Consider the following 25,113-nt stretch of genomic DNA (forward strand, 5'->3'; position numbering starts at 1 on the left):
AACAAGCGTCCCCCCAGTCTGGCCACCCGGAGTTTTTGCGTCTCCGGCCCGCTTTTATTTCAAGATCTTCCCGTGCTCGTAGATTGCCCGAACAGAGTAAGATTGATGGGTTTATTTTGAATTGGCAAGCAAAACTTTTTAGAAATGGTATTGCGTCTTGCCATTGCTCAAAATTCGGCCAGTTGCGGTTTTTTCAGGTGATATTGAAGATGCATCGCAAGCTGTTGAAATCACAGCTTTTTGAACGAATGTGCCGATAAGTTGAGTGCTTTGCGCCATTTTTCGCCGCAATCGGCGACGCCATCGCAGCGGCCAAAGAGGTCCATTCGTTTGGCAAGCGACTGATATGTTTGAAGCTTCTCTCCAAAGCGATGGTGTCGCGCGCTGCGCCAAGCCGGCTTGCAGAAATCCTACAAGTAATAACCGAAAATGGCCAGGTTGCATCGAGGCGCTTTAAAGTGAAGCAACAGCTTTGCGGGGCGGGCCAGTAACAAGTAACGCAGCAGTTCAGTACCCGTCAAAATCAAGGGTTATAGTTCTGCCGACCACCTTGCGCGTGCCGATCCCGCCTCAGGCTGTGGCTTCCCGACGGCTGCCTTTTGTGAGCTCGGGCACGATCTCGACGACGAGCATGGCAGCAAAGATGATGGCGCAGCCGACATAACCGATGGGCGTGATGATCTCCCCTAGCAGGAGAACGCCGAAGAGGGCGGCAAACAACGCCTCGCTCGACAGGAAGATCGCCGCCTGGGGTGCCGTGGTATAGCGCTGGCCGACGACCTGGCAGATGAAGGCGACGCCGCTGGAGAAGATGCCGGCATAAAGGATTTCCGGCAGCGCAGCCTTCACCGCCTCCATGCTCAGCGGTTCGATCGCCAAGGCGGCGACGCAGCCGAGCACGGCGCAAACGGCAAACTGTGTCATCGACAGCAGCATCGGCCGGCCGCTGCCCGCCGCGAAGATGCCGACCAGCATCATCTGCAGTGCCCAGAACAGCGCACAGACGACAGTAAGATAGTCGCCTCCGGTCAGGCTCGACAGCGCACCGCCGCTCAGGAGGAAGATGCCGAACAGCGCCATCAGCGCGCCGGGCCAGATGATCCAGTGCGGTTTGCGACGCAGGAAGACGACTGTCAGGATAGGGACGAACACGACGTAAAGGCCGGTCAAGAAACCGGAATTGGTGACGCTGGTGGTCAGCAACCCGTATTGCTGCGTGACGGCGCCGGCAAAGAGCGCAAGCCCGACAAGCACGAAATTGCGAATGGTCTTGCCGGTCAAAGGCTGCGACGCCCGCCTGGTTTCGACGACGGCGAGCGGCAGCGCGACCAGCGTTGCGATGGCAAAACGAAGCGTGATGAACCAGAGCGGGCCGATCGCCTGCATTGCCGTCGACTGGGCGACGAAGCCAGCACCCCAGATGGCGCCGGAAAACAGCAGGAATAGATTGGCCTGGACGCGGGTCATCATTGCTCTCCTCAGATGCATCGCCGTCTATCAGTTGCGATTTTCTCGGGCAAGGCTCATCGTCGGCCGCAGACGCGGCCCGCGTGAGGTGCCGGTGACGGTTGCCATGGTGGTGATGGGGAGGTGGAGATGGGCGAGAGCGGTTATTCCGGAACGCCGCTTGTCCGCAAGCTTGGCTTGAGGGACGGCCAGTCAGTGCTGTTGCTTGGCGTTCCCGGCGATCTGACCGACATTACCGGCTTTCCCGGGTTTGCCAGTTGCGAAACCGCCGCCGACGGCCCGGCGTCACGGCGGCACGATTACATCCACGTCTTCGCGGTTGCGAGGGCAGAGCTTGAGGTGGTGGCGCTGCGGCTTGCGGCAAGTCTGAAGGCAGATGGCATGATGTGGATCTCATGGCCCAAGCGCGCATCGAAGGTTCCAACCACGCTGACGGAAGACGTTTTGCGCGAGATCTTCCTGCCACTTGGTCTCGTCGACACCAAGGTCTGTGCCGTCGATGCGGTATGGTCCGGATTGAAGTTCATGTTCCGCAAGGATGTTCGCGCCGGTCTCTGATCCCGATTGAGGATCTATACCAACCTGCGCTGATATTGACCTATTGCGTCGGGGCCTTGGAGACCCTGAGCAGCGCGCCATCCTCTTCGTCCGTCACCATCAGCAGTGCGCCGTCCGGCGCCACCACGACATCGCGGATGCGGCCGAACTCGCCGTCGAACAGCCGCTCTTCGGAGGTGATCGCGCCGGTGTCGTCCCGTTCCAGCCGCGCGAGCAATTGATATTTCAGCGCTGCCACCAGCAGGTTGCCATCCCACTCCGGAAACATCTTGCCGCGATAGATGGCGAGCGCGCCCGGTGCGATCGAGGGATCCCAGTAGTAGAGCGGCTGGTCGAGGCCTTCCTTCGCGGTGCCTTCGCCGATCTCGGCACCCGAATAGTCCTTGCCGTAGGTGATCACCGGCCAGCCATAGTTATGGCCGGGCTGCGGGTTGTTGACCTCGTCGCCGCCGCGCGCGCCATGTTCGGCGGTCAGCAGCGTGCCGTCCTTCGGATCGATGGCAATGCCCTGCGGGTTGCGGTGCCCCTTCGACCAGATTTCCGGCAGGCCCTCTGTGCCGCCGCGATAGGGGTTGGCGGCAGGAATGCTGCCGTCGGTGTTGATGTGCAGGATGGCGCCGGCATGGTCGTGCAGATCCTGGGCACGTTCGGGCTCGCCGCGGTCGCCGATGCCGAAGAACAGGCTACCATCCGGCGCTATTGCGATGCGTGAGCCAAAATGCTGGCCCTTGCGGGTCAGCTTGTTCATCCGGAACAGATCCTTGACATCGGTCAGGCCCGTGTTGTCCGCCGATAGCGTCGCCCGCACCAACGCCGTGCCGAAACCACCTTTGCCATTGGCCGCGAGCGTCAGGTAGAGCGCGCGGCTGGTGGCAAAGTCAGGGGCAAGCGCAATGTCGAGCAGGCCGCCCTGACCCCGTTCGGCCACCTCGGGCACGCCCGTGAGCGGCGCCGAAGCCTTGCCGTCGCGGATGATGCGCAGCCGGCCGGCGCGCTCGCTGACGATATAGCCACCCTCGGGCAAGACCTCGACGGACCACGGGTGTTGCAGTCCGCTCGCCAGCGTCTCGACGAGCACCTTGCCGCTTTGAGAGGGGAACTCGCGCGTCTCCTGCGCGCCGGCGGCAACGGGGACAGCAAACAAAACCAGGCCGGCAAGGAGTGGCAGCGCACGAATTGCCCGCGCCATCCCCGTCGTTTCCAGCCTTGATGCCTGCGCCTGCCGCATTCGATGTCTCCGCGCCGTTGATGCCGTTGAATGCCAAGCTGGAGCGGTCGTCCGGTTCGTTCAAGTCAAATCGGATCAAAAAGGCTTTATTTCGAAACCGAGCCTGTTGTCAGCGGCACCGGATGCTGTTCTCCGACGAGTTCGGCGGTCACGATGTAGCGCATCGGTCCGGGCTCGATCGCATCGAAGGGCCAGCAGGTGGCGAGCGCCAGATTGCGGCCGCTGGCCGAGGCATTGATGCCGCTCTCGTCCCAGCGCGCGACGCGGCCTTCGCCGGCCCGAAAAAGAAAGCGTCGCCCGTCCTTGCGGGTCAGCACCAGCAGATCGCCCGAGGAAACGTCCTTCAGCCAGCGGAAATGCGTGTCGCGGTGGGCGGCGATGACGGAGGTGCCTTCGTCGCCGGGAAGGGGGGTGTTGCTGAGCCAGGCAGGTCCGAAGGCAAGCGCCTGGCCGCTTGCGCCCTGAAGCACGATCGCGGAGCGATTGATGCGCGGCGCCATGATTTCCGCAGTGGTTTCAAAATCGGCCCAGGGCCAGGGTTTGCCACTGGCCTCGCCGTGCAGCTGCGCTTCGAAGCTCTTCTTCAGCAGCACCTGCGAGACCTCGGCCTTGGCCTTCATGTAAAATCCCTTGCCGATCAGCATCAGGCCGGCAAGGGCGATCAGTGCAATGATCGCGACCACGATGGTCTCGATGGCCGAGAGACGGGCGAGGAAGCCCGGGCGTGGCCCGGGCAGGTCGTCGTCAGCGGCCATGGCGTCGAACCCCTGCGATGACGAGGGCGGCGATCTGCACGCGCCAGAAGACGAAGGTGCTGCCGGCAACAAGGGCAAAGGCGAGCAGCGTCAGGCCGATGAGGATCTGCTTGTCCGCTTCGGTCGCTGTCTGCGGCAGGTTCACCTGGTTGTTGGCTTCGGCAATGAGGCTCGCTGCGCGCGCCGTCGGTGCCGCCAGCATGCGGTCGGCCGTGACCATCGCCAGCTTCGTCTGGCTTTCGGCCGAAGCCTCGCGCTCGTCGACTTCGCCGGTCGCATCGGGGCCGGTCGCATCGGACTTCTCGCCAAAAACCTTGCCGAAGTCCCAGCCGGCCGGCAGGTTGAGCGGCACATCGGTTTCCGTCAGGTTTTCGCCGGCGGGCCGCGACGGTGTCGCATCGACGGCGACAAGGCTGGTGAGGCGCGAGACCAGGTGATGGGCAAGCGCCACGGTTTCGATCTGCCTGTCGAGCGTTGCGGGGTCGGCGATCGCCGACGCGCTTGCCTCGAGATCGTCGATCTTGCGGCGGGCCCAGAGCTTGGCGATGCCTTCGCCGGTCGCGGCCTTGGCGATGTCCATCTCGACACGCCAGGGCTGGTCGCCGGCCTTGCCGACGATGCGAAGCTTACCTTCGGGCGATGTGCCGTCGAGTTCGGCGGTCAGCACCACCGGCTCGCCGCGGTAGAGATCGGGCATCGGGTTCGGCGTGATGTCGCCGGAGGCAGCGCCTTCGAACGTCGCCGAAATGTCGGTCATGGCCGGGCTCTCAAGCTTGGTGAAGAGCTCGCCCATGCGGGCGGCCACCTGGCTCTCGGAACCGATCAGCGTGAAAGTGCCGCGACCGTATTCGGCGGCCTTGGTCATGAAATGGCTGTTGGGCGCCGAACCGATGCCGACGGTGAAGACGCGGGCGTCGCCACGGTTGCTCTGGATCTCCTGGAAAAGCTGGCCTTCATTGCCGATGGCGCCATCGGTGAGGAAGACCACCTGGCGAAGGGCGCCTGATGCAACCGGTCCCTGGGTGCGCAGCGCCGCTTCCAGCGCCGGCAGCATTTCCGTGCCGCCATCGGCGGTCAGGCCGCGCACGAAGGCGATCGCATCCTCGCGCTTATCAGGCGTCGCCTCGACAAGATCAGGCAAATGCACGGTCATCGTGTCGTCGAAGCGGATGACGTTGAACCGATCCTCCGGCTTCAGCCGCGAGATCGCCAGCGCCAGGCTTTCCTTTGCCTGCTCCATCGACGGGCCGGCCATAGAGCCGGAATTGTCGATGACGAAAACGACCTCGCGCCTGACCGGCTTGTCGGTCTCTGTCGCGGTGACCGGCGGGGGGACAAAGGACAGGAGATAGGTCTTGCCGCCGACGGGCTCGCGGAACAGGCCGGCATAGGGGCTCTTGCCTTCGACCGCCTTCCAGCTGAGTTCGAAATCCCTGTCGGCAGGAACGCTTGCGGCCTTCAGCGTGATCTTGCGGGTCAGCTGGTCGAGCGTGGTAGTTTCGATCTCGTGATAGGCTGATGTCACCTCGCCGATCGGGAAGCCCGCCTTCAGGTTGATCGTCAACGTCACCGGGTTGATCCTGGCGTTTTCACGCGGATCGAGCACCGGCGGCTCGATCTTTTGGCGATCGGGAACCGGATCGCTGACGGCATAGCCGGTGCGGCTGTCGAGATCGACGGTCTGCACGACCGGCTGCGGATTGTAGCGAGGCGCTACCACCATCGGGAAACGAAAGGTAAAGGCGTCGTTCGACTGGCGCACGCCGCTTTGGTATTCGATCTGCACGACCACCGTTTCGCCGGGGCCGATATTGGCGACCTGATTGGTGAAGAGGTTGGGGCGCTGCTGTTCGAGCAGCGCCGCCTTCTTGCCCTCGGCCTTTGCCTGCTCGTAGATTTCCTTGGCTGCCTGGCGCGGCTTGATCTGACCTTCGATGAAGCGGTCGCCGATCTGCATCTTCAGGGTATCGACGGCGGAATCATCGGGAAGCGGGAAGACATAGGTGCCTTCGACCCATCCCTTGCTCGGGTTCTGGAACCGCTGCGTGACGCGGGTGCGCATGATCGGACCGTTAACGTCGATCTGCACGTCGGTCGCCAGTCGCGGCGCCTCGACGAAATAGCCGGGTTCCTTGGAGGGGAAGAGCAGGGCACCGGTGCCCATGTCGTTGGGCCTGACATAGCCGGCCATCTGCTCCGGCCTGGCGCTGGCCGTCTGGGCCGAGGCCTGGGTCATCAGGCCGAGGATCATCACGATGCAGGCGGCGAGGGCTGCGAGCGCCAGATACATGCCCCAGCGCGCTTCGTTCTGCCGTGTCCGTGATTCAGCGATTTCGTCGTCGAGAAACATTGCACACCCCCGTGATGCCATGCGTTCGGATCATGAGAGGAAAGGCCCGGAAACCGGCTGTTGCGCGACGGAATTGCGGCGTTCCGCGACAGTTGTTGTGGCCAAAATAAGGCTTTTCGGAAAAAGCCGAAATCCGCTGTTTTTTCTGAATAAATGCCCGCCGCCGGACGTTCTTGGTTGATGGTTTTCGGCAGCCCCGGACTGCCGGCTCGGGGTGAACATCGGCGGCGAGTGTCGCGACACATGCATCCCGTTGCGGTTGCCGACAGGCGCCGATCGGATATCGACCGGCGATCGTCATCGCTGATCGCACTCATGAAACTTTGTCATGGTGACGCATTTTGCCCGCATTCCCAGCGTTTTTGCCGTTCCGGCGCTTGCAAGACCGGGCGTCTTTCGACATAGACCTAACCGCTATGGAGCCTGACTTTTTCGTTCCGTAGCGCTCACCGCGTCTCGAAACGATCAGGACCTTTCATCATGGCCTTCCTTGCCGATGCCCTTTCCCGTGTAAAGCCTTCCGCCACCATCGCCGTTTCGCAGAAAGCCCGCGAGCTGAAAGCGAAGGGACGCGACGTGATCGGCCTTGGTGCAGGGGAGCCGGATTTCGACACGCCGGACAATATCAAGAAGGCTGCGATCGACGCGATCAACCGCGGCGAAACGAAGTACACGCCGGTTTCGGGCATTCCGGAACTGCGCGAAGCGATCGCCAAGAAGTTCAAGCGCGAGAACAACCTCGACTACACCGCCGCCCAGACGATCGTCGGCACCGGCGGAAAGCAGATTCTTTTCAACGCCTTCATGGCGACCCTGAACGCGGGCGATGAAGTCGTCATCCCGGCGCCCTACTGGGTTTCTTATCCGGAGATGGTGGCGCTGTGCGGCGGCACGCCCGTTTTCGTCTCGACCACCCAGGAGAACAACTTCAAGCTCAGGGCTGAAGACCTGGACAAGGCGATCACGCCGAAGACCAAGTGGTTCGTCTTCAACTCGCCGTCCAATCCGTCGGGCGCCGCCTACAGCCATGCCGAGCTGAAGGCGCTGACGGACGTGTTGATGAAGCACCCGCATGTCTGGGTGCTGACCGACGACATGTACGAACACCTGACCTATGGCGACTTCAAGTTCGCAACCCCGGTTGAAGTCGAGCCCGGCCTCTCCGACCGCACGCTGACCATGAACGGCGTCTCCAAGGCCTATGCCATGACCGGCTGGCGCATCGGCTACGCAGCCGGCCCGCTGCAACTGATCAAGGCGATGGACATGATCCAGGGCCAGCAGACCTCGGGCGCAACGTCGATCGCGCAGTGGGCCGCCGTCGAGGCGCTCAACGGCACGCAGGACTTCATCCCCGAGAACAAGAAGATCTTCGAAGGTCGCCGTGATCTCGTCGTGTCGATGCTCAACCAGGCCAAGGGCATTGCATGCCCGACGCCGGAAGGCGCCTTCTACGTCTACCCGTCCTGCGCCGGCCTGATCGGCAAGACCGCACCGTCGGGCAAGGTCATCGAGACGGACGAGGACTTCGTCTCCGAACTGCTCGAATCCGAAGGCGTTGCCGTCGTTCACGGCTCGGCTTTCGGCCTTGGTCCGAACTTCCGCATCTCCTACGCACCGTCGGAAGCGCAGCTCGAAGAAGCATGCCGCCGCACCCAGCGCTTCTGCGCGGCCTGCAAGTAAGCTCAGGTATTCGATCTCATGAAAAAGCCCGCCGCAACGGCGGGCTTTTTTGTTGGCAAACCGATTCAACGGGTGGCCATTCTGATTCAAGCGTGTCGGCTAAGCCGTTGAAATCAGATTTGAACTTCAAGCGCCCGGAACCTCGTCGTCGCCGACGACGCCGCCCTCGCTTTCGAGAATGGAGAGGCGACGCGCCTCGGATCGGGTGAACTTCAGGCAGACGCCGATACCGCGTTCGCCTTCCGGCAAAAACATCGCGCCGGCATTTTCGAGCGCATGCCTCAGCGACAGGATCACCTCGTCGGCGGGCGTCTCCAGCTTGCGCTCGAACTTGAGGATCGTGTCCTCGCTGACGCCCGAAAAGCTCGCCAGCATCTCGCGCGAAATTTCGATCAGCGCCCGGGCGGCGCGGCATTGTGTACCCGTAATCATCGTCACCTCCAGTTGCAGGCAGGATGCGTGAAGGCCGGCGGCGGGTCAATCGCAAGCAGACGGTCCGCGACCTTTCGACCACGGACCATTGCTGCGCAGTTCGGTTGATGCGACGTTTCGACAACGGCCGGGCGGGCTTTCACCAGCGTCGGCTGTGTGTTGGAGACAGAACCCTATTTTCGCCTCATCGCCTCGATGATGCCGGAGATCTCGTCGGTGCCGAAGCCGCCGGCGAGGCGCTTTTGCGCCAGCCTTTCCATCGGCTCCATGAAAGCCGGATCGATGCCCTGGCTGCGGCTTGCAGCGACGATATTGGTGATCGCCACCGATTGCATTGCAAGGTTCGACATCACGTCGCGGCCGTGATCGCCGCTGTCGATCCGTTCGGCATAGTCGGGCAGGACTGTCATCATTGCCGCAAGCCAGGGCTCGACCAGGGACAGGAACGCCGTCGCCGAGACGCCGACGCTGCCGGCAAGCGCTGTTGCGTGCAGGTAGCCGCCGAAGAGCCCGTACATCGCCGAAAGCAAGGCGAGGTCGTTGACCGCGGCGAGGATCGGATCTTCGCCGAGATAGTGGCTCCGGCCGAAGGCCGCGAGCCGATCCCTGGCGAATGCAAAGGCATCGGCGCTGCCGCTATAGAGAATGAAGGCGTGCGGCGAGCCGATCATCGGTGGCGTCGCCATGATGCCACCGTCGAGATAGTGGGCGTCGCATCCGTCAAGGCGGGTGGCAATCGCCCGGACTTCGTCCGGACGGCCATTGGTCAGGTTGACGATCGTCTTGCCGGACAGGCCGGGACCAAGATCATGAAGCGTGGCTTCGACGGCGGCATAGTCGGTGAGGCATAGGACGATCACGTCGCTCGCTGCGATGGCCTCAGTGACGGTGTCGGCCCGGTGGGCGCCGCGGGCAACGAGAGCGTCGGCCCGCGACGGCGTGCGGTTCCAGACGGTTGTGGCGTTGCCGGCGTCAATAAGGGCGTTTGCGAGGGCCGTACCCATCGCGCCGAGGCCGATGACCGAGATGGTATTGGACATCTGGATTCTCCGTTCTGGCGGGGTTCAGGCAGCCTGCGACAATTGCTGGCCGAGACCGCCGTCAACCGTCAGTCTTGCGCCGGTGGTGAAGGTCGCGTCGAAGGCGAGGAAGAGCACGGCGCGGGCCACTTCGTCGGCGGTGCCGTTGCGGCCCATCGGCGTGATCGCATCGCCCAGCGCCTTGAACTCGGCACGTTCCGCATCGGTGATGCCGGCAACGCCCTTGGTCGGCGTGTCGATGAAGCCAGGGCTGACCGAATTCACCCGGATACCGCGTGGCAAGAGTTCGGCGGCAAAGACGGAGGCAAACGAGATCAGCGCCGCCTTGCTGCCGCTATAGACCGCCATGCCCGCATGGCCGCCGACATCGGCAACCGACGAGGTGAAGACGATCGAGCCGCCGTCGCGGATCAGCGGTGCCAGGCGCTGGACGGTGAAGAAGGCGCCCTTGGTGTTGATCGTGAACTGGCGATCATAGGAAGCCTCGGTCACCTGGTCGAAGGGCTCGAGCAACGATGTGCCGGCATTGACATGCAAGAGGTCGATCGTGCCCAGCTTCTGGCCCACCGTCGCCCCGAGCACGGCGATCTCGCCGAGGTTGGAGATGTCGGACTTTACCGCATGCACACGCGGGCCGAACCGCTCCTGGATCCTGGCGAGGTTTGCCGCGTTGTTGCCGGTCAAAAGCACCTCGGCGCCACCGTCGACGAGCCGCTCGACCGTCGCCAGACCCATGCCATGCGTGCCGCCGATGACGACGGCTTTCTTGCCCTGATAGTGATCCATGTTCTCTTCCTTCGATGTTCGGTTTCGATGGCAGAGAGATAAATTCATGGACGATATTGCGAAAGACAGGCAAATGTGGATGTATCGTCCATGCATGTAGACATTGGAATTTGCGATGCGCAATCTCAACGACTTCGTCGTCTTCGCCCATGTGGTCGACCACAAGGGGTTTGCGCCGGCGGCACGGGCGCTCAACGTGCCGAAATCGACGCTGAGCAAACGCGTGGCCGAACTGGAAAAGACGCTAGGCGTTCGGCTGATCAACCGCACGTCGCGCCGCTTCACCGTCACCGAGGTCGGCGAGGATTTTTATCGCCACGCCGCGGCGATGCTGATCGAGGCGGAAGCGGCGGAAGCCATCGTCAAGGGGCGGCTCGCCGAGCCGAGCGGTACGGTCCGGATCACCGCCTCGGTACCGACGGCGCAGATGACGTTGGCCGCACTGTTGCCGCCGTTGGCGCTCGCCTATCCCAAGATGCGGGTGATGCTGCACGCGACCGACCGTTTCGTCGATGTCGTCCAGGAGGGTTTCGACATTGCGGTGCGCGACCACTTCGCGCCCTTGCCCGATTCCGGGTTGGTGCAGCGGCGGGGGGCAACGGACGCCATATGGCTGGTGGCAGCGCCCGGCTATCTCGAAAGCCGCGGCGCCCCGCCAGAGCCAAGCGACCTTTCGCGTCATGACGGACTGCTGGCATCCTTGACCGCAGAGGGATGGACGATGCGCAACGACGCGGGCGTCGTCGTCCGGGTCCGTCCCGCGCCGCGTTTTCTCGCCGACGAATCCCATGTGCTTCGCGCGGCCGCCCTTTCCGGCCTCGGCATCACGGCGCTGCCGCGCAAGCTCTGCCGGGCGGAAATCGACGACGGCAGCCTCGTTCGTGTCCTGCCTGATTGGGAGGCCGGCAGCGTCACCACGACCTTGCTGATGCCGCATCGGCGCGGGCAATTGCCGTCGGTGCGCGCGGTGGTCGATTTCATCGCGGAGCATCTGCCCGCAGGGTAAGAGTGGGCGGCGTTGAAAACCTGTGCTCCAAAAGAAAAGGCCCGCTCGGGGCGGGCCTTCAATACCTGTCTCGGCGGCGCTCTCAGCGCTCGGCAAGCGCCGGTTCGCCCTTCTTCTCGCGCACGAGGTTCATGAACCGGCGGAAGAGGTAATGGCTGTCCTGCGGGCCCGGCGAGGCTTCCGGGTGATGCTGCACAGAGAAGACCGGCTTGCCGGCGACCCGAAGGCCGCAGTTGGTGCCGTCGAACAGCGAAATGTGAGTCTCTTCAACACCTTCCGGCAGCGACTTCGAATCGACTGCGAAGCCGTGGTTCATCGAGACGATCTCGACCTTGCCTGTGGTGTGGTCCTTGACCGGATGGTTGGCGCCGTGGTGACCCTGGTGCATCTTCTCGGTCTTGCCGCCGAGCGCCAACGCCAGCATCTGGTGGCCGAGGCAGATGCCGAATACCGGGATATCGCTTTTCAGGAGGTCCTGGATTACCGGCACGGCGTATTCGCCGGTTGCCGCCGGGTCGCCCGGGCCGTTGGAGAGGAAGATGCCGTCCGGCTTCTGCGCAAGCACGTCTTCGGCGCTTGTCGTTGCCGGCATCACGGTGACGCGGGCGTTGAGGCCGGTGAAGAGACGCAGGATGTTGCGCTTGACGCCGTAGTCGAGGGCGACGACGTGATAGTCCGCCTCGGCATCGCCGAGCGTCGAATAGCCTTCGTCCCAGACCCAAGGCTTCTCGGTCCACTGCGACGACTGGCCGGAGGTGGCAACCTTGGCAAGGTCGAGGCCTTCAAGCCCGCTCCAGGCCTTGGCTTCCTCCTTCAGCGTTTCGATGTCGAAAACGCCGGAGGGGTCATGGGCGATGACGGCGTTGGGCATGCCGTTTTCGCGGATCCAGGCGGTCAGCGCCCGGGTGTCGATGCCGCAAAGGCCGATGATGCCGCGCGCCTTCAGCCAGCCGTCGAGATGCTTGGCGGCGCGGTAGTTGGAGGGCTCGGTAATGTCAGCCTTGAAGATGACGCCGACAGCGCCGTGGCGGGCTGCCGGCGTCAGGTCTTCGATGTCTTCGTCATTGGCGCCGATATTGCCGATGTGGGGGAAGGTGAAGGTGACGATCTGGCTGAGATAGGAAGGGTCCGTCAGGATTTCCTGGTAGCCGGTCAACGCCGTGTTGAAGCAGACTTCCGCCTGCACCTTGCCGGTTGCGCCGATGCCCTTGCCTTCGATTACGGTGCCGTCGGCAAGAACGAGCAAAGCGGTGGGTTTTTCAGTGGTCCATGCGGGTGTCGCGGTCATCGTTCCTATCCCGTTGCGGCGCGAGGCGGGGCTTGAAAGCCCGGCGGCTGATCGCCATTTCATGTGCTCAGGCATGGACGCGCGGAATCCCCGCGAAAAGTGCTCACATGCCGATGTCGTGCAGGTGCGGGAAAATAGCCAAAGCGCAAAGCCCGGTCAACCAGCCGCTGTGAATTGTCCGGAAATAAAATTCCTTTTAATTCAAGCGGTTGTGTAATTCGTTTGATTGCACCTGCCGCACTGGTTTAAGACGACGACAACATTGATGCATCGAACCGGTTCCGGGCAAGAGCACCGCGGGCCGGCTTCGACATGGAGAAAGACATGCGCGACCAGTTCGCTGAGGTACTGAAAGAAGCCCTGAAGGCCAAGGACACACGGCGCACCTCTACCGTGCGGCTGATCCAGGCGGCAATCAAGGATCGTGATATCGCCAACCGTGGCCTGGGCAAGGATCCGGTCGGCGACGACGAGATCCTGCAGATCCTCGCCAAGATGATCAAGCAGCGCGAGGAATCGGCCCGCATATATGATCAGGGCGGGCGGCCGGAGCTTGCGGAGCAAGAGCGGCAGGAAATCGTCATCATCAACCAGTTCCTGCCGGCCCAACTGTCGGACGACGAGGTCAAGGAGCTCTGTGCCTCGGTGATCCAGGAAACCGGCGCACAGGGGCTGCGCGACATGGGCAAATGCATGAATGCGCTCAAGGAGCGTTATCCCGGCCAGATGGACTTCGCCAAGGCGTCGGGCCTGGTCAAGGACCTGCTGAAGTAACCGACTGCGCCCGCTCATCTGCGGCGGGCGCCGTTCCGGCGCTGAAGGCGTTTCATAGGCCTGATCGATCAGCGCGAATTTCTCCGCCTGATCTTCCCAATATTCCCGGATGAGACCCTGCGACGGCCAGAGGCCGCCGCGGCCCTGCGTGCCATCCCATCCCATGCTTCCAAATTCTGTCGTGATAGCCTGTGAATTGCGGGCACGGCCGGTCAGCGCTGTGGCGTCCGACCGTTTCGCCGCCTATATGGAGGATCGACCAGAGGTATCCATGCGCTTTTCACAGTCCTTTCTTGACGAGATACGCGACCGCGTGCCGATTTCGGACGTGATCGCCAAACGCGTCACCTGGGATCGGCGCAAGACCAATGTCTCGCGCGGCGACTACTGGGCCTGCTGCCCGTTTCACGGCGAGAAATCCCCGAGCTTCCACTGCGAGGATCGCAAGGGTCGTTACCATTGCTTCGGGTGCGGTGTTACCGGCGACCACTTCCGCTTCCTCACTGACCTCGAAGGCCTGAGCTTCCCCGAGGCGGTGCAGCAGATCGCCGATATGGCGGGTGTGGCCATGCCGCAGCCGGACCCGCAAGCCGAGAAGCGCGAGAAGGAACGCACCAGCCTGCTCGACGTGATGGAGCTGGCGACCCAGTTCTTCGAGGATCAGCTGCAGACGGCCAATGGCGCCAAGGCGCGCGCCTATCTGCGCGAGCGCGGGCTGACGGGGCGTACCATCGAGACCTTCCGTCTGGGCTTTGCGCCCGACAGCCGCAATGCGCTGAAGGAATTTTTGGCAGGCAAAGGCATCGGCAAGGAGCAGATCGAAGCCTGCGGCCTGGTCGTGCACGGCGCGGAAGTGCCGGTTTCCTACGATCGCTTCCGCGATCGCATCATGTTTCCGATCCTGTCGTCGCGCGAAAAGGTCATCGCGTTTGGCGGCCGCGCCATGTCGCCGGACGCGCCGGCCAAATATCTCAATTCCAATGAGACCGAGCTCTTCCACAAGGGCAACGTGCTCTACAATTTTGCCCGGGCGCGGCGCGCGATGTCCGGTGCCGGCCGCGCCGGCGACACCGGGCAAAACGAAACTGGCGCTTCCACGATCATCGCGGTCGAAGGTTATATGGATGTGATCGCGCTGCATCAGGCGGGTGTCGAGAATGCGGTGGCGCCGCTTGGAACCGCGCTCACCGAAAATCAGCTCGATCTGCTGTGGAAGATGACGTCGCAACCGGTGCTCTGCTTCGATGGCGACGGCGCCGGCATTCGCGCCGCCAACCGTGGCGTCGATCTGGCGCTGCCGCATCTGAAGCCCGGCCGCTCGGTGCGGTTCGCCATGCTGCCCGATGGCAAGGACCCGGACGATCTCGTCCGTCAGGAGGGGCGGGCACCCTTCGACCAGGTGCTTGCCAATGCCCGGTCGCTGGCCGAGATGGTCTGGCAACGCGAGGTTCAGGGCGGCTCGTTCGACACGCCGGAAAAACGGGCCGAGCTCGAAGCCAGGCTGAAACAGGTCACTTCCGTCATCGCTGACGAGAGTGTCCGGCGCCACTATGGCCAGGACATGCGCGACCGGCTGCACGCCTTCCTGCAGGCCGCCAGCCCCGGTCGCGGCGGCGAGCGGCGGCAATTCGAGCGTGGCGGCCGCCAGGGCGGCGGGCAACGCGGTGGGCCCGGTGCACGCCAGCCGAACACCTCAGGCCCAACGGCGATCTCGGACCGGCTGGCGCGTTCGTCGCTGGTCAGTGATCAGCAGACGGTGCCGTCGCTGCGCGAAAGCGTGCTGGCGCTTACCATCGTCAATCATCCGCAGTTGCTGTTTGACGAATACGACGAGATCTCGACCATCGAGTTCGACCATCGCGACCTGCAGCGCTGCTGGGCGGCTGTGCTCAATGCCGCCGCCGCCAACGGTCCGCGCCTGACGCGCGAAGGGCTCGTCGAACAGCTGGAGGCTGAAGGTTTTGCTCACTTGATCGCGGCAATCGACCAGCAGATCCGCTATGCCCGCCTGTGGACGGCGACCGCGGTGGCGGCACCGGAGGATGCCCGCGAGAGCTATCTGCAGGCGTTGGCGCTGCACCAGCGCTCCAAGGCGCTGCATTGGCAGCGGCGCGAACTGGAGCGGGAACTTGCGCACGCCACCGAAGAGGGCGACCTCGAAGCCGTGCCGCAACTGCTGCGCACGCTGCAGGAGGTTCAGTTCGAAGTGACGCGGCTTGAAAACCAGGAAGCGATCATCGAAGGCTTCGGCGTGCTTTCGGGGCGGGTCAAAGGGCCGGCCGCGCGCTGATCGCCGCGGCACCGACCGGCGGCTCCCGCCCGTTCGCCGCCGCGTTTGCCCGTCGCCAGTCTATTCCCGCCAGTGCTCGGCCACCCATGGGGCGGGACGGATATAGTGGCGCAGGTAGCGGATCGGATTCTTTTCACGCCGGTCGCCGGAAAACAGGCGCCGGATATGCCCAAGCGGCGTGTCCGCGCGGCCGCGATAGCCATATTGTCCGTCGATCGCATGCTGCGGCAGCAGGCTGCGAGGGAAAAGCACCACCCGCGCATCGGTCGGCAGGCGCGGCGCGAAAAAGTAGTTCAGGGGGAGCGGCCAGTGGCAGTCCTGCCGGAAATGCAGCACCCAGCGTCTTGGGAAAAGTTTTACGCCGCCCGGCGCGTTGCGCGTCACGAAACGTTGCTCGAAGCGGTATTCATTCGCAACGCCCTGCGGATCGGCCAGGAACTTCTTCTGCAGCGGCACCAGCTTGCCGACCGGGAAGCGAAACAGCGAGGTCTGGCCGAGCCGTTCGAACGGCGTCGTCTGGTTGCGCGCCAGGATCACATCGTCGGGCTCTCCGACCTCGAAGAAGGCATCGAGCGACCCGACGATGACGATATCGAGGTCCAGAAACACCACCGGTCCGCTGAGGTTGCCCAGCTTGGCGCCCCACAGCCGAGATTTGTTCCAGATGCCCGGCGTCTTCTCGGGCATTTTCCCTATGTCCAGCGGCGGCAGATCCTCACAGAGAATTTCCGGACGCAGGTCCTCGCGATTGTCGGTGAAACAGGTGAAGGTGAAGGGCGGGGTGATGTTGCGCGCCACCATGGCATAGAGGCGGTTGATGAAGGGCGCGCCGTATTTGGTCCCCCAGTTGATGCAAATCAACTGCTTGACGCCGCCGCTTGCCGCCAGAATGCTAGACATCGTTGCTTTCCAGTTTTTTCAATCCACGAGATTGCCGGTGACCGGAAGGGTCGGATCGGCGGCGAGTTCAGCTAACAGGTCCGAAGCCGCGCGTCCAGCGGGCGCGATTTGCCTTGCTCTATTCCGTTGACTGGAAGGCTATGGCATTGCGGTCGCTATGGGCGATGATGATCAGGTGATTCCCGCGAAGGAGATGTGATGGAGATTGGGCAAAGGGCGCAACGCGCCAAAGGCGTCGCCGGCCATCTCTTCGACGGTGCCGCGCCAGCACCTCTGGATGTGCTCAAGCGCGTCTACGGCTATTCCGCTTTTCGCGGCCGGCAGCAGGAAGTGGTCGAGCATGTGGCCGCCGGCGGTGACGCCGTCGTCCTGTTTCCGACCGGCGCCGGCAAATCGCTCTGCTTCCAGATTCCGGCACTCTGCCGTTCCGGTCTCGGGGTCGTCGTTTCGCCGCTGATTGCGCTGATGCGCGATCAGGTCGAGGCGTTGAAGCAACTCGGCGTCAATGCTGCCGCCCTCAATTCGTCGCTGACGCGTGAAGAGGCGATTGCAGTGCGCCGACAGATTTCTGACGGCACGCTTGATCTGCTCTATGTCACGCCCGAGCGCATCGTCACCGATGGCTTCGCCGACCTTATCGGCAATGCCCGCATTGCGCTTTTCGCCATCGACGAGGCCCATTGCGTCTCGCAGTGGGGGCATGATTTCCGACCGGAGTATCGCACCCTCGGCCTGCTTGCCGAGCGTTATCCCGGCGTGCCGCGCATCGCGTTGACGGCGACGGCCGATCCGCATACCCGCGAGGATATCATCGAGCGGTTGTCGCTACAGGACGCCGAAGTCTTCACGACAAGCTTCGACCGCCCGAACATCGCCTATGAAATCGTCGAGCGCGACCAGCCGCGCCAGCAGTTGCTGCGCTTCCTCTCCCGTTTTCGCGGTTCCTCCGGCATCGTCTATTGCCTGTCGCGTGCCAAGGTCGAGGACACGGCGGAATGGCTGAACGGGCAGGGCATTCGCGCGCTGCCCTATCACGCCGGCATGGACCGGACGTTGCGCGACACTCATCAGGACGCCTTCCTGAAAGAGGAGAGCCTTTGCCTGGTCGCAACCGTCGCCTTCGGCATGGGCATCGACAAGCCGGATGTGCGCTATGTCGCCCATCTCGATCTGCCGGGATCGGTCGAGGCCTATTACCAGGAGACCGGCCGTGCCGGCCGTGACGGTCAGCCGTCCGAGGTCTGGATGGCCTATGGCATGGCCGATGTGCTGCAGCGCCGCCGGATGATCGACGAGGGTGGGGCGGCGGATGAGATCAAGCGCATCGAGCGCGGCAAGCTCAATGCGCTTTTGGCGATCTGCGAGACGGCCGGTTGCCGCCGCCAGGCGATTCTCGCGCATTTCGGCGAGGCGCATCCCGGCCGTTGCGGCCATTGCGATACCTGCCTGAAGCCCGTCGAGACCTGGGACGGAACCGAGGCTGCGATCAAGGCGCTTGCCGCCGTCTACCGCACCGGCGAGCGCTTCGGCGCCGGCCATGTCGTCGACGTGCTGATGGGGACTGTCAACGAAAAGACCGAGCGTTTCGGCCATGTCGACATGCCTGTTTTCGGCGCCGGCAAGGATCTGCCTGTTCGTACCTGGCAATCGGTCTTCCGGCAGTTGCTTGCCGCCGGTCTCGTCAGCGTCGATCATACGGCCTTCGGCGCAATCAAACTCGAGCCGGAGGCCCGCGCCGTGTTCAAGCGCGAGCGCCAGGTGCTGTTTCGCAAGGACCGCCCGCAGACGGGCAAGGCGGCGCGGCAGGCAAAATCCGGCAGTCAGCGCGAGCGCGCCGACCTCGCCGGCTCCGATCTCGAACTGTTCGAGCTGCTGCGCGCCGAGCGCTTCACCATCGCCAAGGACCTGAACGTGCCGCCCTACGTGGTCTTCCCGGACGCGACGCTGATCGCGCTTGCCAAGGAGCGCCCGCGCGGCTTCGATGAGCTGCTCGACATTCCCGGCATCGGCGAAAGCAAACGCGAGCGGTATGGTGAGGCATTCCTGGCCGTGATCGACGGGTATCTGGAGAGGTGAGTCTGCACGACAAAGGCGCTGTCCTTTGATGCGTGTTCGTTCTCAGAAGAGTTAGTCTATCGCGCCGCCGACGCGGCGCAACAGATGGTCCTGACGGGGACAAGGGTGTCAGGTTCGATCGCCGGCCACTCAAACGTAGCTGCGATCGAAGCAATCTGTCTCGCACGGCCAAGGCCACGACATAAAATGTCGAGCGAGCGGTCTTGCCGTGCAATGCCCTGTCGTTTTCCCTTGTGATCGTCGCCAAGCCCCCTCAAGCCGCTGGAATTTGCTGCAACGGGAAAGCTGTCGTGGTACTCGTCTGGCACGAAACGTCCTTTTCACAGCGAAAGCGGCCCGCCATGACCTCAGCCTTTCTTTCCCACCTTCGCACCGAACTCGACGGCCTGAAGACGGCCGGGCTCTACAAGTCGGAGCGGGTGATCACCTCGAAACAGGCGGGCGAAATCCAGGTCGCCTCCGGCGAGCGGGTGCTGAACTTCTGCGCCAACAACTATCTCGGCCTTGCCGACAACGAGGAACTGGCCGAGGCCGGCAAAAAGGCGCTCGACCGTTACGGCTATGGCATGGCGTCGGTGCGCTTCATCTGCGGCACCCAGGAAGAGCACAAGCAACTCGAGGCGCGCATCTCCTCCTTCCTCGGTATGGAAGACACGATCCTCTATTCCTCCTGTTTCGATGCCAATGGCGGCCTGTTCGAGACGCTGCTTAGCGAAGAGGACGCGATCATCTCCGATGCGCTGAACCATGCCTCGATCATCGACGGCGTTCGCCTCTCCAAGGCCAAGCGCTTCCGTTACGCCAACAACGACATGGCGGCGCTCGAGGAGGAACTGAAGAAGGCCGAAGGCAGCCGCTTCAAGCTGATCGCCACCGACGGCGTCTTCTCGATGGACGGCATCATCGCCAATCTGCGAGGGGTTTGCGATCTCGCCGAGAAATATGGCGCCATGGTCATGGTCGATGACAGCCATGCCGTCGGCTTTGTCGGCAAAAATGGCCGTGGTTCGGCCGAACATTGCGGTGTCGAAGGCCGCGTCGACATCATCACCGGCACGCTGGGCAAGGCGCTCGGCGGCGCCTCGGGCGGTTACACCTCTGGCAAGGCCGAGGTCGTCGACTGGCTGCGCCAGCGCTCGCGCCCCTACCTGTTCTCCAACACGCTGGCGCCGGTGATTGCGGCTGCCTCGCTCAAGGTGTTCGACCTGATCGAGAACGGCGATGCGCTGCGGGCGCGACTGTCCGCCAATGCGACGCTGTTTCGCACAGAGATGTCGAAGCTCGGCTTCACGCTTGCCGGCGAAGGCCACCCGATCATCCCCGTGATGCTGGGCGATGCGGCGCTGGCGCAGGAGATGGCGGCACGCATGCTCAAGAAGGGCGTCTACGTCATCGGCTTCTCCTTCCCGGTGGTGCCGAAGGGGCAGGCGCGCATCCGCACGCAGATGTCGGCTGCCCATAGCGATGAGGACGTGCGCCGCGCGATCGCCGCATTCGAAGAGGTCGGCCGCGAGCTCGGCGTGATCTGAGGGAGCTTGGGGCTCTGCCCCTCACCCTAGCCCTCTCCCCGCAGGCGGGGAGAGGGGACCTGCCCCGTAGGCGGTTGGAGAAGGACGCGGAGTTTGCGGCATATCCCTTCTCCCTGTCACGACGGGGAGAAGGTGGCGGCAGCCGGATGAGGGGCAAAGCCCTAGCGGACGTTTGATGGAGGCAACAAAATGACGAACATGATGAAGGCGCTGGTCAAGACGAAGCCCGAGGTTGGGCTTTGGATGGAGCGGGTGCCGGTGCCGGAGGTCGGACCGAACGACGTTCTGATCAAGGTGAAGAAGTCGGCGATCTGCGGCACCGACGTGCACATCTGGAACTGGGACCAATGGGCCCAAAAGACCATTCCGGTGCCGATGGTCGTTGGCCATGAATTCATGGGCGAGATCGCCGAGGTCGGCTCGGCCGTCACCAAGTATCACGTCGGCGAGCGCGTCTCCGGCGAAGGCCACATCGTCTGCGGCAAATGCCGCAATTGTCGCGCCGGCCGCGGCCACCTTTGCCGCAACACGCTCGGCGTCGGCGTCAACCGGCCTGGCTCGTTCGGCGAATTCGTCTGCCTGCCGGAATACAACGTCGTGCCGATCCCGCAGGACGTACCGGACGAGATCGCTGCGATCTTCGATCCCTTCGGCAATGCCGTGCACACCGCACTCTCCTTCGACCTCGTCGGCGAGGATGTGCTGGTGACCGGCGCCGGACCGATCGGCATCATGGGCGCGCTCGTTGCCAAGCGCTCGGGCGCCCGCAAGGTCGTGATCACCGACATCAATCCGACGCGGCTGGCTCTTGCCCGCAAGGTCGGCATCGACCATGTCGTCGATGCGTCGAAGGAAAACCTCGCCGACGTGATGAAAACAATCGGTATGACCGAGGGCTTCGATGTCGGCCTGGAAATGTCGGGTGCAGCACCCGCCTTCCGCGACATGATCGACAAGATGAACAATGGCGGCAAGATCGCCATTCTCGGCATCGCGCCGGCCGGCTTCGAGATCGACTGGAACAAGGTCATCTTCAAGATGCTCAACCTCAAGGGCATTTACGGCCGCGAGATGTTCGAGACCTGGTACAAGATGATCGCCTTCGTTCAGGGCGGGCTCGATCTTTCGCCCGTCATCACCCACCGCATCGGCATCGACGAGTTCCGCGACGGCTTCGAGGCCATGCGCTCCGGCAACTCCGGCAAGGTCGTGATGGACTGGTAAGACCGGGCGCTTCGGCGCCGTGTCGAATTCCGCAAAGCCGCGCATCGTCATCGATGCGCGGATTTTTCGTCAGTTGGCCAGGCCGAACTGGATCTCGATCTGGTGGTAGCGAGCGCCCGGACCTTCCCAGCGGTGATAGATCTCGCGGCTCTCGCCGGAGAAATTGTGCCTGCTCATCTCGATCCTTTCCACCAGCGGCGCATAGCCCTGGGTGAAGAGGCTGCGCATTGGCCCCTGGTGCAGGGCTGAGGCCACCATGATCGGCTCGAGCTCGATCATATCCAGCGCGCCGCGATAGTCTTCGCCGCCTTCCACGGGTCGGCAGATACGCCAGTCAAACACGGTCTTGGCATTCTTCGGCAGGTTCTGCGCGATGAAGATCCATGGCCCTGCGGGTTTCAGCCCCGCCCGGGCGATCTCCGCGTCGATCACCGGGGCAAGCTCGGCGCTTGCGTGTCTGACGTCCGGAATGGTGATCCTGCGCGCAATGCCGATGACGCGCATGGCGTCAGTTTCCTTGATGTTCATTCGGGCCTCCATTTCCTTGCGCGGAAGGTCATTCGAGATTGGGTCGCGGGCAAGCGGAAAACCGGAATAATGTTGCGAACTCCAAGGAGAAGTCCGGCATTTGAGGAATTGTTTTGCGTCTTGGCGCGGCGCGTCTGATCCAGCTTGTTCGTCGACTTCCACGCACTATCTTTGCCGACAGTCGCGATGGTTGCGATCGAGGGTTGTGGCGGCCAAAGGAGCCAATGCATGCGTTACGAGGGAAGTTGCCATTGTGGGAAAATTGCTTTCGAGGTCGAGGGAGACTTCGCCGAGGCGATCGATTGCAATTGTTCGATGTGCCGCCGGCGCGGCGGATTGCTGGCCTTCGTTGCGCGCGACAGCCTGAGCCTCAAGACACCGAAAGCCGACCTTTCGACCTATGAATTCAACAGGCATGTCATCAAGCATCACTTTTGCGACCATTGCGGCATCGCGCCCTTCGGCGAGGGGGACGGCCCGAACGGGCCGATGGCGGCCGTCAACCTGCGCTGCCTGCCGGAGTTCGACATCGAGGCGGTGAAGATCGTCAAATACGACGGGCTTTCGGTGTAACTGGGGGTAAGGGTAGAGCCATGGTTGCGCCGGCAGCGATGGCGCAATTTGGCCTTGCCGATAAACAGTATCGACCCTTGTCTTTCTACGGGCAGCGCCTACATGTTCAGCGGAAGCTGATAAACACCAAAAAACGTGAACTGAGGCGATTTTTGTCGAATCGGGCGGTTTTTCAGCGGAAATGCTTGACGGGATCGAAAATTCTGGGAATCACCATTTCCAAGCAAGAAATGGCGAAATGACACGGCGGTTAGGATATCATGCCAGTAGTGCTTCAGTGGCAGGACTGTCGAAGCTTGCCCGCTTTGCCACGATCGCTATCGTGGTTAATCAGGAATTAAACATCATCCCGTTACGTCAGGGGAAATGATTCGGTGGCGGGTGCGCGGCGCACCCGGACCTTCGAGCGGCATTTGCACCGGGCTCACGCCGGTTGCGACAAGGAAAGCGACGAACTAAATGGCAACCAAAGTCAAAGAAAACGAAGAAGCTGACGTTGAACGCGAAGGCGCTCCGGACGGCCCGCTTCTCGATCTTTCCGATGACGCTGTCAAGAAGATGATCAAGGCCGCCAAGAAGCGCGGCTATGTGACGATGGACGAGTTGAACTCCGTCCTGCCGTCCGAAGAAGTCACCTCCGAGCAGATCGAAGACACGATGGCGATGCTCTCCGACATGGGCATCAACGTCATCGAAGACGAGGAAGCTGAGGAAGCCGCCGGCGGCAGCAGCGACGACGAAAGCAGCGACGACGACAACGACGGCGAAGGCGGCGAACTGGCCACCTCCGGCGGCACGGCGCTTGCGGCGACGAAGAAGAAGGAGCCGACCGACAGGACCGACGACCCGGTGCGCATGTATCTGCGCGAAATGGGTTCGGTCGAGCTTCTGTCGCGCGAAGGCGAAATCGCGATTGCCAAGCGCATCGAGGCTGGCCGCGAGACGATGATCGCCGGCCTCTGTGAGAGCCCGTTGACGTTCCAGGCGCTGATCATCTGGCGCGACGAACTCAACGAAGGCCAGACGCTGCTGCGCGAGATCATCGATCTCGAAACCACCTATTCCGGTCCCGAAGCAAAGGCTGCTCCGCAGTTCCAGAGCCCGGAAAAGATCGAGGCCGACCGCAAGGCCGCCGAGGAAAAGGAAAAGACCCGCAAGGTTCGCGCCGCCAACGACGACGACATCACCAATGTCGGCGGCGACGTCATGCCGGCCGAGGAGGAAGAGGAAGACGACGACGAGTCGAACCTCTCGCTCGCCGCCATGGAAGCGGAACTGCGCCCGCAGGTCATGGAAACCCTCGACATCATCGCCGAGACCTACAAGAAGCTGCGCAAGCTGCAGGACCAGCAGGTGGAAGCCCGCCTCGCTGCCACCGGCACGCTGTCGCCCGCCCAGGAGCGCCGCTACAAGGAGCTCAAGGACGAGCTGATCAAGGCGGTCAAGTCGCTGTCGCTCAACCAGAACCGCGTCGACAGCCTCGTCGAGCAGCTCTACGACATCTCCAAGCGCCTGATGCAGAACGAGGGTCGCCTGTTGCGCCTTGCCGAATCCTACGGCGTCAAGCGCGACTCGTTCCTCGAGCAGTATTCCGGCGCCGAGCTCGATCCGAACTGGATGAAGTCGATCAGCAACCTGGCCGGCAAGGGCTGGAAGGAATTCGCCAAGAGCGAAAACCAGACGATCCGCGACATCCGCCAGGAGATCCAGAACCTTGCGACCGAAACCGGCATCTCGATCGCCGAGTTCCGCCGTATCGTCTCGATGGTACAGAAGGGCGAGCGCGAAGCGCGCATCGCCAAGAAGGAAATGGTCGAAGCCAACCTGCGCCTCGTCATCTCCATCGCCAAGAAGTACACCAACCGCGGCCTGCAGTTCCTCGATCTCATCCAGGAAGGCAATATCGGCCTGATGAAGGCGGTCGACAAGTTCGAATACCGGCGCGGCTACAAGTTCTCGACCTATGCGACCTGGTGGATCCGTCAGGCGATCACCCGCTCGATCGCCGACCAGGCCCGCACGATCCGCATTCCGGTGCACATGATCGAAACGATCAACAAGATCGTCCGCACGTCGCGCCAGATGCTGCATGAAATCGGTCGCGAACCGACACCGGAAGAACTGGCCGAGAAGCTCGCCATGCCGCTCGAAAAGGTCCGCAAGGTCCTCAAGATCGCCAAGGAGCCGATCTCGCTCGAAACCCCGGTGGGCGACGAAGAGGATTCGCATCTCGGCGATTTCATCGAGGACAAGAACGCGCTGCTGCCGATCGACGCCGCCATCCAGGCGAACCTGCGCGAGACGACCACCCGTGTTCTCGCCTCGCTGACGCCGCGCGAAGAGCGCGTCCTGCGCATGCGCTTCGGCATCGGCATGAACACCGACCATACGCTCGAAGAAGTCGGCCAGCAGTTCTCGGTTACCCGCGAACGTATCCGTCAGATCGAGGCGAAGGCGCTGCGCAAGCTCAAGCACCCGAGCCGCTCGCGCAAGCTGCGCAGCTTCCTCGACAGCTAAGCGGTCGAAGATCGAACCGTCAAAAAAGCCGGGCACTCAGCCCGGCTTTTTATTTGCGCTTGCTCCATGTGATTTGTGAGACGCTCCGCCCGGGACTATACTCGCGCTT

Annotated in this window: 21 protein-coding genes; 11 read left to right on the forward strand and 10 right to left on the reverse strand. The window is 62.8% G+C overall.

Going from position 1 to position 25,113, the window contains the following annotated elements; all coding sequences use genetic code 11:
- Nucleotides 1-570: 570 nt before the first annotated feature.
- Complete coding sequence (locus tag AC244_RS08145; RefSeq protein ID WP_053248436.1) at nt 571-1,467, reverse strand: DMT family transporter; 897 nt, start codon at nt 1,465-1,467, stop codon at nt 571-573.
- Between the two features lie 129 nt (nt 1,468-1,596).
- Here AC244_RS08145 and AC244_RS08150 point away from each other — a divergent pair, with 129 nt between their 5' ends.
- Nucleotides 1,597-2,025 (forward strand): hypothetical protein, encoded by a 429-nt coding sequence (locus AC244_RS08150; RefSeq protein WP_053248254.1) that lies wholly within the window; start codon nt 1,597-1,599, stop codon nt 2,023-2,025.
- Between the two features lie 40 nt (nt 2,026-2,065).
- Here the strand turns inward: AC244_RS08150 and AC244_RS08155 are convergent, their stop codons facing one another.
- The 3 genes from AC244_RS08155 to AC244_RS08165 all read right to left on the reverse strand — a co-directional run bounded on the left by AC244_RS08155 (nt 2,066) and on the right by AC244_RS08165 (nt 6,358).
- Complete coding sequence (locus tag AC244_RS08155; protein ID WP_082366769.1) at nt 2,066-3,253, reverse strand: PQQ-dependent sugar dehydrogenase; 1,188 nt, start codon at nt 3,251-3,253, stop codon at nt 2,066-2,068.
- Nucleotides 3,254-3,339: 86 nt separating this feature from the next.
- Complete coding sequence (locus AC244_RS08160; RefSeq protein WP_082366770.1) at nt 3,340-4,008, reverse strand: class GN sortase; 669 nt, start codon at nt 4,006-4,008, stop codon at nt 3,340-3,342.
- Nucleotides 3,998-6,358 (reverse strand): marine proteobacterial sortase target protein, encoded by a 2,361-nt coding sequence (locus tag AC244_RS08165; protein ID WP_053248256.1) that lies wholly within the window; start codon nt 6,356-6,358, stop codon nt 3,998-4,000. The genes AC244_RS08160 and AC244_RS08165 overlap by 11 nt, the downstream gene beginning before the upstream one ends.
- A gap of 480 nt (nt 6,359-6,838) precedes the next feature.
- Here AC244_RS08165 and AC244_RS08170 point away from each other — a divergent pair, with 480 nt between their 5' ends.
- Nucleotides 6,839-8,041: a pyridoxal phosphate-dependent aminotransferase gene (locus AC244_RS08170; protein WP_053248257.1), complete on the forward strand. Its 1,203-nt coding sequence runs from the start codon at nt 6,839-6,841 to the stop codon at nt 8,039-8,041.
- A gap of 126 nt (nt 8,042-8,167) precedes the next feature.
- Here the strand turns inward: AC244_RS08170 and AC244_RS08175 are convergent, their stop codons facing one another.
- From AC244_RS08175 to AC244_RS08185, 3 genes are all read right to left on the reverse strand, one after another.
- Nucleotides 8,168-8,473 (reverse strand): hypothetical protein, encoded by a 306-nt coding sequence (locus AC244_RS08175; protein ID WP_053248258.1) that lies wholly within the window; start codon nt 8,471-8,473, stop codon nt 8,168-8,170.
- A 173-nt stretch (nt 8,474-8,646) separates the two neighbouring features.
- A complete protein-coding gene (locus AC244_RS08180) occupies nt 8,647-9,513 on the reverse strand; it encodes an NAD(P)-dependent oxidoreductase (RefSeq protein ID WP_053248259.1) in 867 nt (288 codons plus the stop codon).
- A 24-nt stretch (nt 9,514-9,537) separates the two neighbouring features.
- The gene (locus AC244_RS08185) at nt 9,538-10,299 is read right to left on the reverse strand and encodes an SDR family oxidoreductase (protein WP_053248260.1); all 762 of its coding nucleotides are present in this window, start codon (nt 10,297-10,299) and stop codon (nt 9,538-9,540) included.
- 115 nt (nt 10,300-10,414) lie between these two features.
- Here AC244_RS08185 and AC244_RS08190 point away from each other — a divergent pair, with 115 nt between their 5' ends.
- On the forward strand, nt 10,415-11,305 hold the full coding sequence (locus AC244_RS08190) for a LysR substrate-binding domain-containing protein (protein ID WP_053248438.1): 891 nt from the start codon (nt 10,415-10,417) through the stop codon (nt 11,303-11,305).
- 82 nt (nt 11,306-11,387) lie between these two features.
- On the opposite strand, the gene carA is transcribed toward AC244_RS08190, so the two are convergent.
- Complete coding sequence (gene carA, locus AC244_RS08195; RefSeq protein WP_053248261.1) at nt 11,388-12,593, reverse strand: glutamine-hydrolyzing carbamoyl-phosphate synthase small subunit; 1,206 nt, start codon at nt 12,591-12,593, stop codon at nt 11,388-11,390.
- A gap of 324 nt (nt 12,594-12,917) precedes the next feature.
- On the opposite strand from carA, the gene AC244_RS08200 reads away from it, so the two are divergent.
- Nucleotides 12,918-13,367 carry a GatB/YqeY domain-containing protein gene (locus tag AC244_RS08200; RefSeq protein WP_053248262.1) on the forward strand — a complete coding sequence of 150 codons (450 nt, stop codon included), beginning with the start codon at nt 12,918-12,920 and terminating at the stop codon, nt 13,365-13,367.
- A 271-nt stretch (nt 13,368-13,638) separates the two neighbouring features.
- Entirely contained in the window at nt 13,639-15,657 is a 2,019-nt protein-coding gene (gene dnaG / locus AC244_RS08205) for a DNA primase (protein ID WP_053248263.1), read from the forward strand.
- 60 nt (nt 15,658-15,717) lie between these two features.
- On the opposite strand, the gene AC244_RS08210 is transcribed toward dnaG, so the two are convergent.
- Entirely contained in the window at nt 15,718-16,557 is an 840-nt protein-coding gene (locus AC244_RS08210; protein ID WP_053248264.1) for a hypothetical protein, read from the reverse strand.
- Between the two features lie 198 nt (nt 16,558-16,755).
- Here AC244_RS08210 and recQ point away from each other — a divergent pair, with 198 nt between their 5' ends.
- From recQ to tdh, 3 genes are all read left to right on the forward strand, one after another.
- Nucleotides 16,756-18,633, forward strand: coding sequence for a DNA helicase RecQ (recQ, locus tag AC244_RS08215; protein WP_053248265.1), 1,878 nt, complete (start codon nt 16,756-16,758; stop codon nt 18,631-18,633).
- 341 nt (nt 18,634-18,974) lie between these two features.
- Nucleotides 18,975-20,162 carry a glycine C-acetyltransferase gene (locus AC244_RS08220; RefSeq protein WP_053248439.1) on the forward strand — a complete coding sequence of 396 codons (1,188 nt, stop codon included), beginning with the start codon at nt 18,975-18,977 and terminating at the stop codon, nt 20,160-20,162.
- A 189-nt stretch (nt 20,163-20,351) separates the two neighbouring features.
- Nucleotides 20,352-21,386: an L-threonine 3-dehydrogenase gene (tdh, locus tag AC244_RS08225; protein WP_053248266.1), complete on the forward strand. Its 1,035-nt coding sequence runs from the start codon at nt 20,352-20,354 to the stop codon at nt 21,384-21,386.
- Between the two features lie 69 nt (nt 21,387-21,455).
- On the opposite strand, the gene AC244_RS08230 is transcribed toward tdh, so the two are convergent.
- Entirely contained in the window at nt 21,456-21,914 is a 459-nt protein-coding gene (locus AC244_RS08230; protein ID WP_053248267.1) for a GyrI-like domain-containing protein, read from the reverse strand.
- Between the two features lie 228 nt (nt 21,915-22,142).
- Between AC244_RS08230 and AC244_RS08240 the strand changes: the two genes are divergently transcribed.
- The 3 genes from AC244_RS08240 to rpoD all read left to right on the forward strand — a co-directional run bounded on the left by AC244_RS08240 (nt 22,143) and on the right by rpoD (nt 25,004).
- Nucleotides 22,143-22,487: a GFA family protein gene (locus tag AC244_RS08240; RefSeq protein ID WP_053248269.1), complete on the forward strand. Its 345-nt coding sequence runs from the start codon at nt 22,143-22,145 to the stop codon at nt 22,485-22,487.
- A gap of 20 nt (nt 22,488-22,507) precedes the next feature.
- A complete protein-coding gene (locus tag AC244_RS37105) occupies nt 22,508-22,729 on the forward strand; it encodes a hypothetical protein (RefSeq protein WP_161807846.1) in 222 nt (73 codons plus the stop codon).
- A 217-nt stretch (nt 22,730-22,946) separates the two neighbouring features.
- Nucleotides 22,947-25,004, forward strand: a complete 2,058-nt coding sequence (gene rpoD, locus AC244_RS08245; RefSeq protein WP_053248270.1) for an RNA polymerase sigma factor RpoD — start codon at nt 22,947-22,949, stop codon at nt 25,002-25,004.
- The last annotated feature ends 109 nt before the right edge of the window (nt 25,005-25,113 follow it).

The organism is Ensifer adhaerens (genome assembly GCF_001270265.1).
Lineage (GTDB): Bacteria > Pseudomonadota > Alphaproteobacteria > Rhizobiales > Rhizobiaceae > Ensifer > Ensifer adhaerens_B.

Coding starts and splice junctions, on each gene's coding strand:
- AC244_RS08145 (WP_053248436.1), bottom strand. CDS start 1,467: ATGACCCGCGTCCAGGCCAATCTATTCCTGCTGTTTTCCGGCGCCATC.
- AC244_RS08150 (WP_053248254.1), top strand. CDS start 1,597: ATGGGCGAGAGCGGTTATTCCGGAACGCCGCTTGTCCGCAAGCTTGGC.
- AC244_RS08155 (WP_082366769.1), bottom strand. CDS start 3,253: ATGCGGCAGGCGCAGGCATCAAGGCTGGAAACGACGGGGATGGCGCGG.
- AC244_RS08160 (WP_082366770.1), bottom strand. CDS start 4,008: ATGGCCGCTGACGACGACCTGCCCGGGCCACGCCCGGGCTTCCTCGCC.
- AC244_RS08165 (WP_053248256.1), bottom strand. CDS start 6,358: ATGTTTCTCGACGACGAAATCGCTGAATCACGGACACGGCAGAACGAA.
- AC244_RS08170 (WP_053248257.1), top strand. CDS start 6,839: ATGGCCTTCCTTGCCGATGCCCTTTCCCGTGTAAAGCCTTCCGCCACC.
- AC244_RS08175 (WP_053248258.1), bottom strand. CDS start 8,473: ATGATTACGGGTACACAATGCCGCGCCGCCCGGGCGCTGATCGAAATT.
- AC244_RS08180 (WP_053248259.1), bottom strand. CDS start 9,513: ATGTCCAATACCATCTCGGTCATCGGCCTCGGCGCGATGGGTACGGCC.
- AC244_RS08185 (WP_053248260.1), bottom strand. CDS start 10,299: ATGGATCACTATCAGGGCAAGAAAGCCGTCGTCATCGGCGGCACGCAT.
- AC244_RS08190 (WP_053248438.1), top strand. CDS start 10,415: ATGCGCAATCTCAACGACTTCGTCGTCTTCGCCCATGTGGTCGACCAC.
- carA (WP_053248261.1), bottom strand. CDS start 12,593: ATGACCGCGACACCCGCATGGACCACTGAAAAACCCACCGCTTTGCTC.
- AC244_RS08200 (WP_053248262.1), top strand. CDS start 12,918: ATGCGCGACCAGTTCGCTGAGGTACTGAAAGAAGCCCTGAAGGCCAAG.
- dnaG (WP_053248263.1), top strand. CDS start 13,639: ATGCGCTTTTCACAGTCCTTTCTTGACGAGATACGCGACCGCGTGCCG.
- AC244_RS08210 (WP_053248264.1), bottom strand. CDS start 16,557: ATGTCTAGCATTCTGGCGGCAAGCGGCGGCGTCAAGCAGTTGATTTGC.
- recQ (WP_053248265.1), top strand. CDS start 16,756: ATGGAGATTGGGCAAAGGGCGCAACGCGCCAAAGGCGTCGCCGGCCAT.
- AC244_RS08220 (WP_053248439.1), top strand. CDS start 18,975: ATGACCTCAGCCTTTCTTTCCCACCTTCGCACCGAACTCGACGGCCTG.
- tdh (WP_053248266.1), top strand. CDS start 20,352: ATGACGAACATGATGAAGGCGCTGGTCAAGACGAAGCCCGAGGTTGGG.
- AC244_RS08230 (WP_053248267.1), bottom strand. CDS start 21,914: ATGAACATCAAGGAAACTGACGCCATGCGCGTCATCGGCATTGCGCGC.
- AC244_RS08240 (WP_053248269.1), top strand. CDS start 22,143: ATGCGTTACGAGGGAAGTTGCCATTGTGGGAAAATTGCTTTCGAGGTC.
- AC244_RS37105 (WP_161807846.1), top strand. CDS start 22,508: ATGGTTGCGCCGGCAGCGATGGCGCAATTTGGCCTTGCCGATAAACAG.
- rpoD (WP_053248270.1), top strand. CDS start 22,947: ATGGCAACCAAAGTCAAAGAAAACGAAGAAGCTGACGTTGAACGCGAA.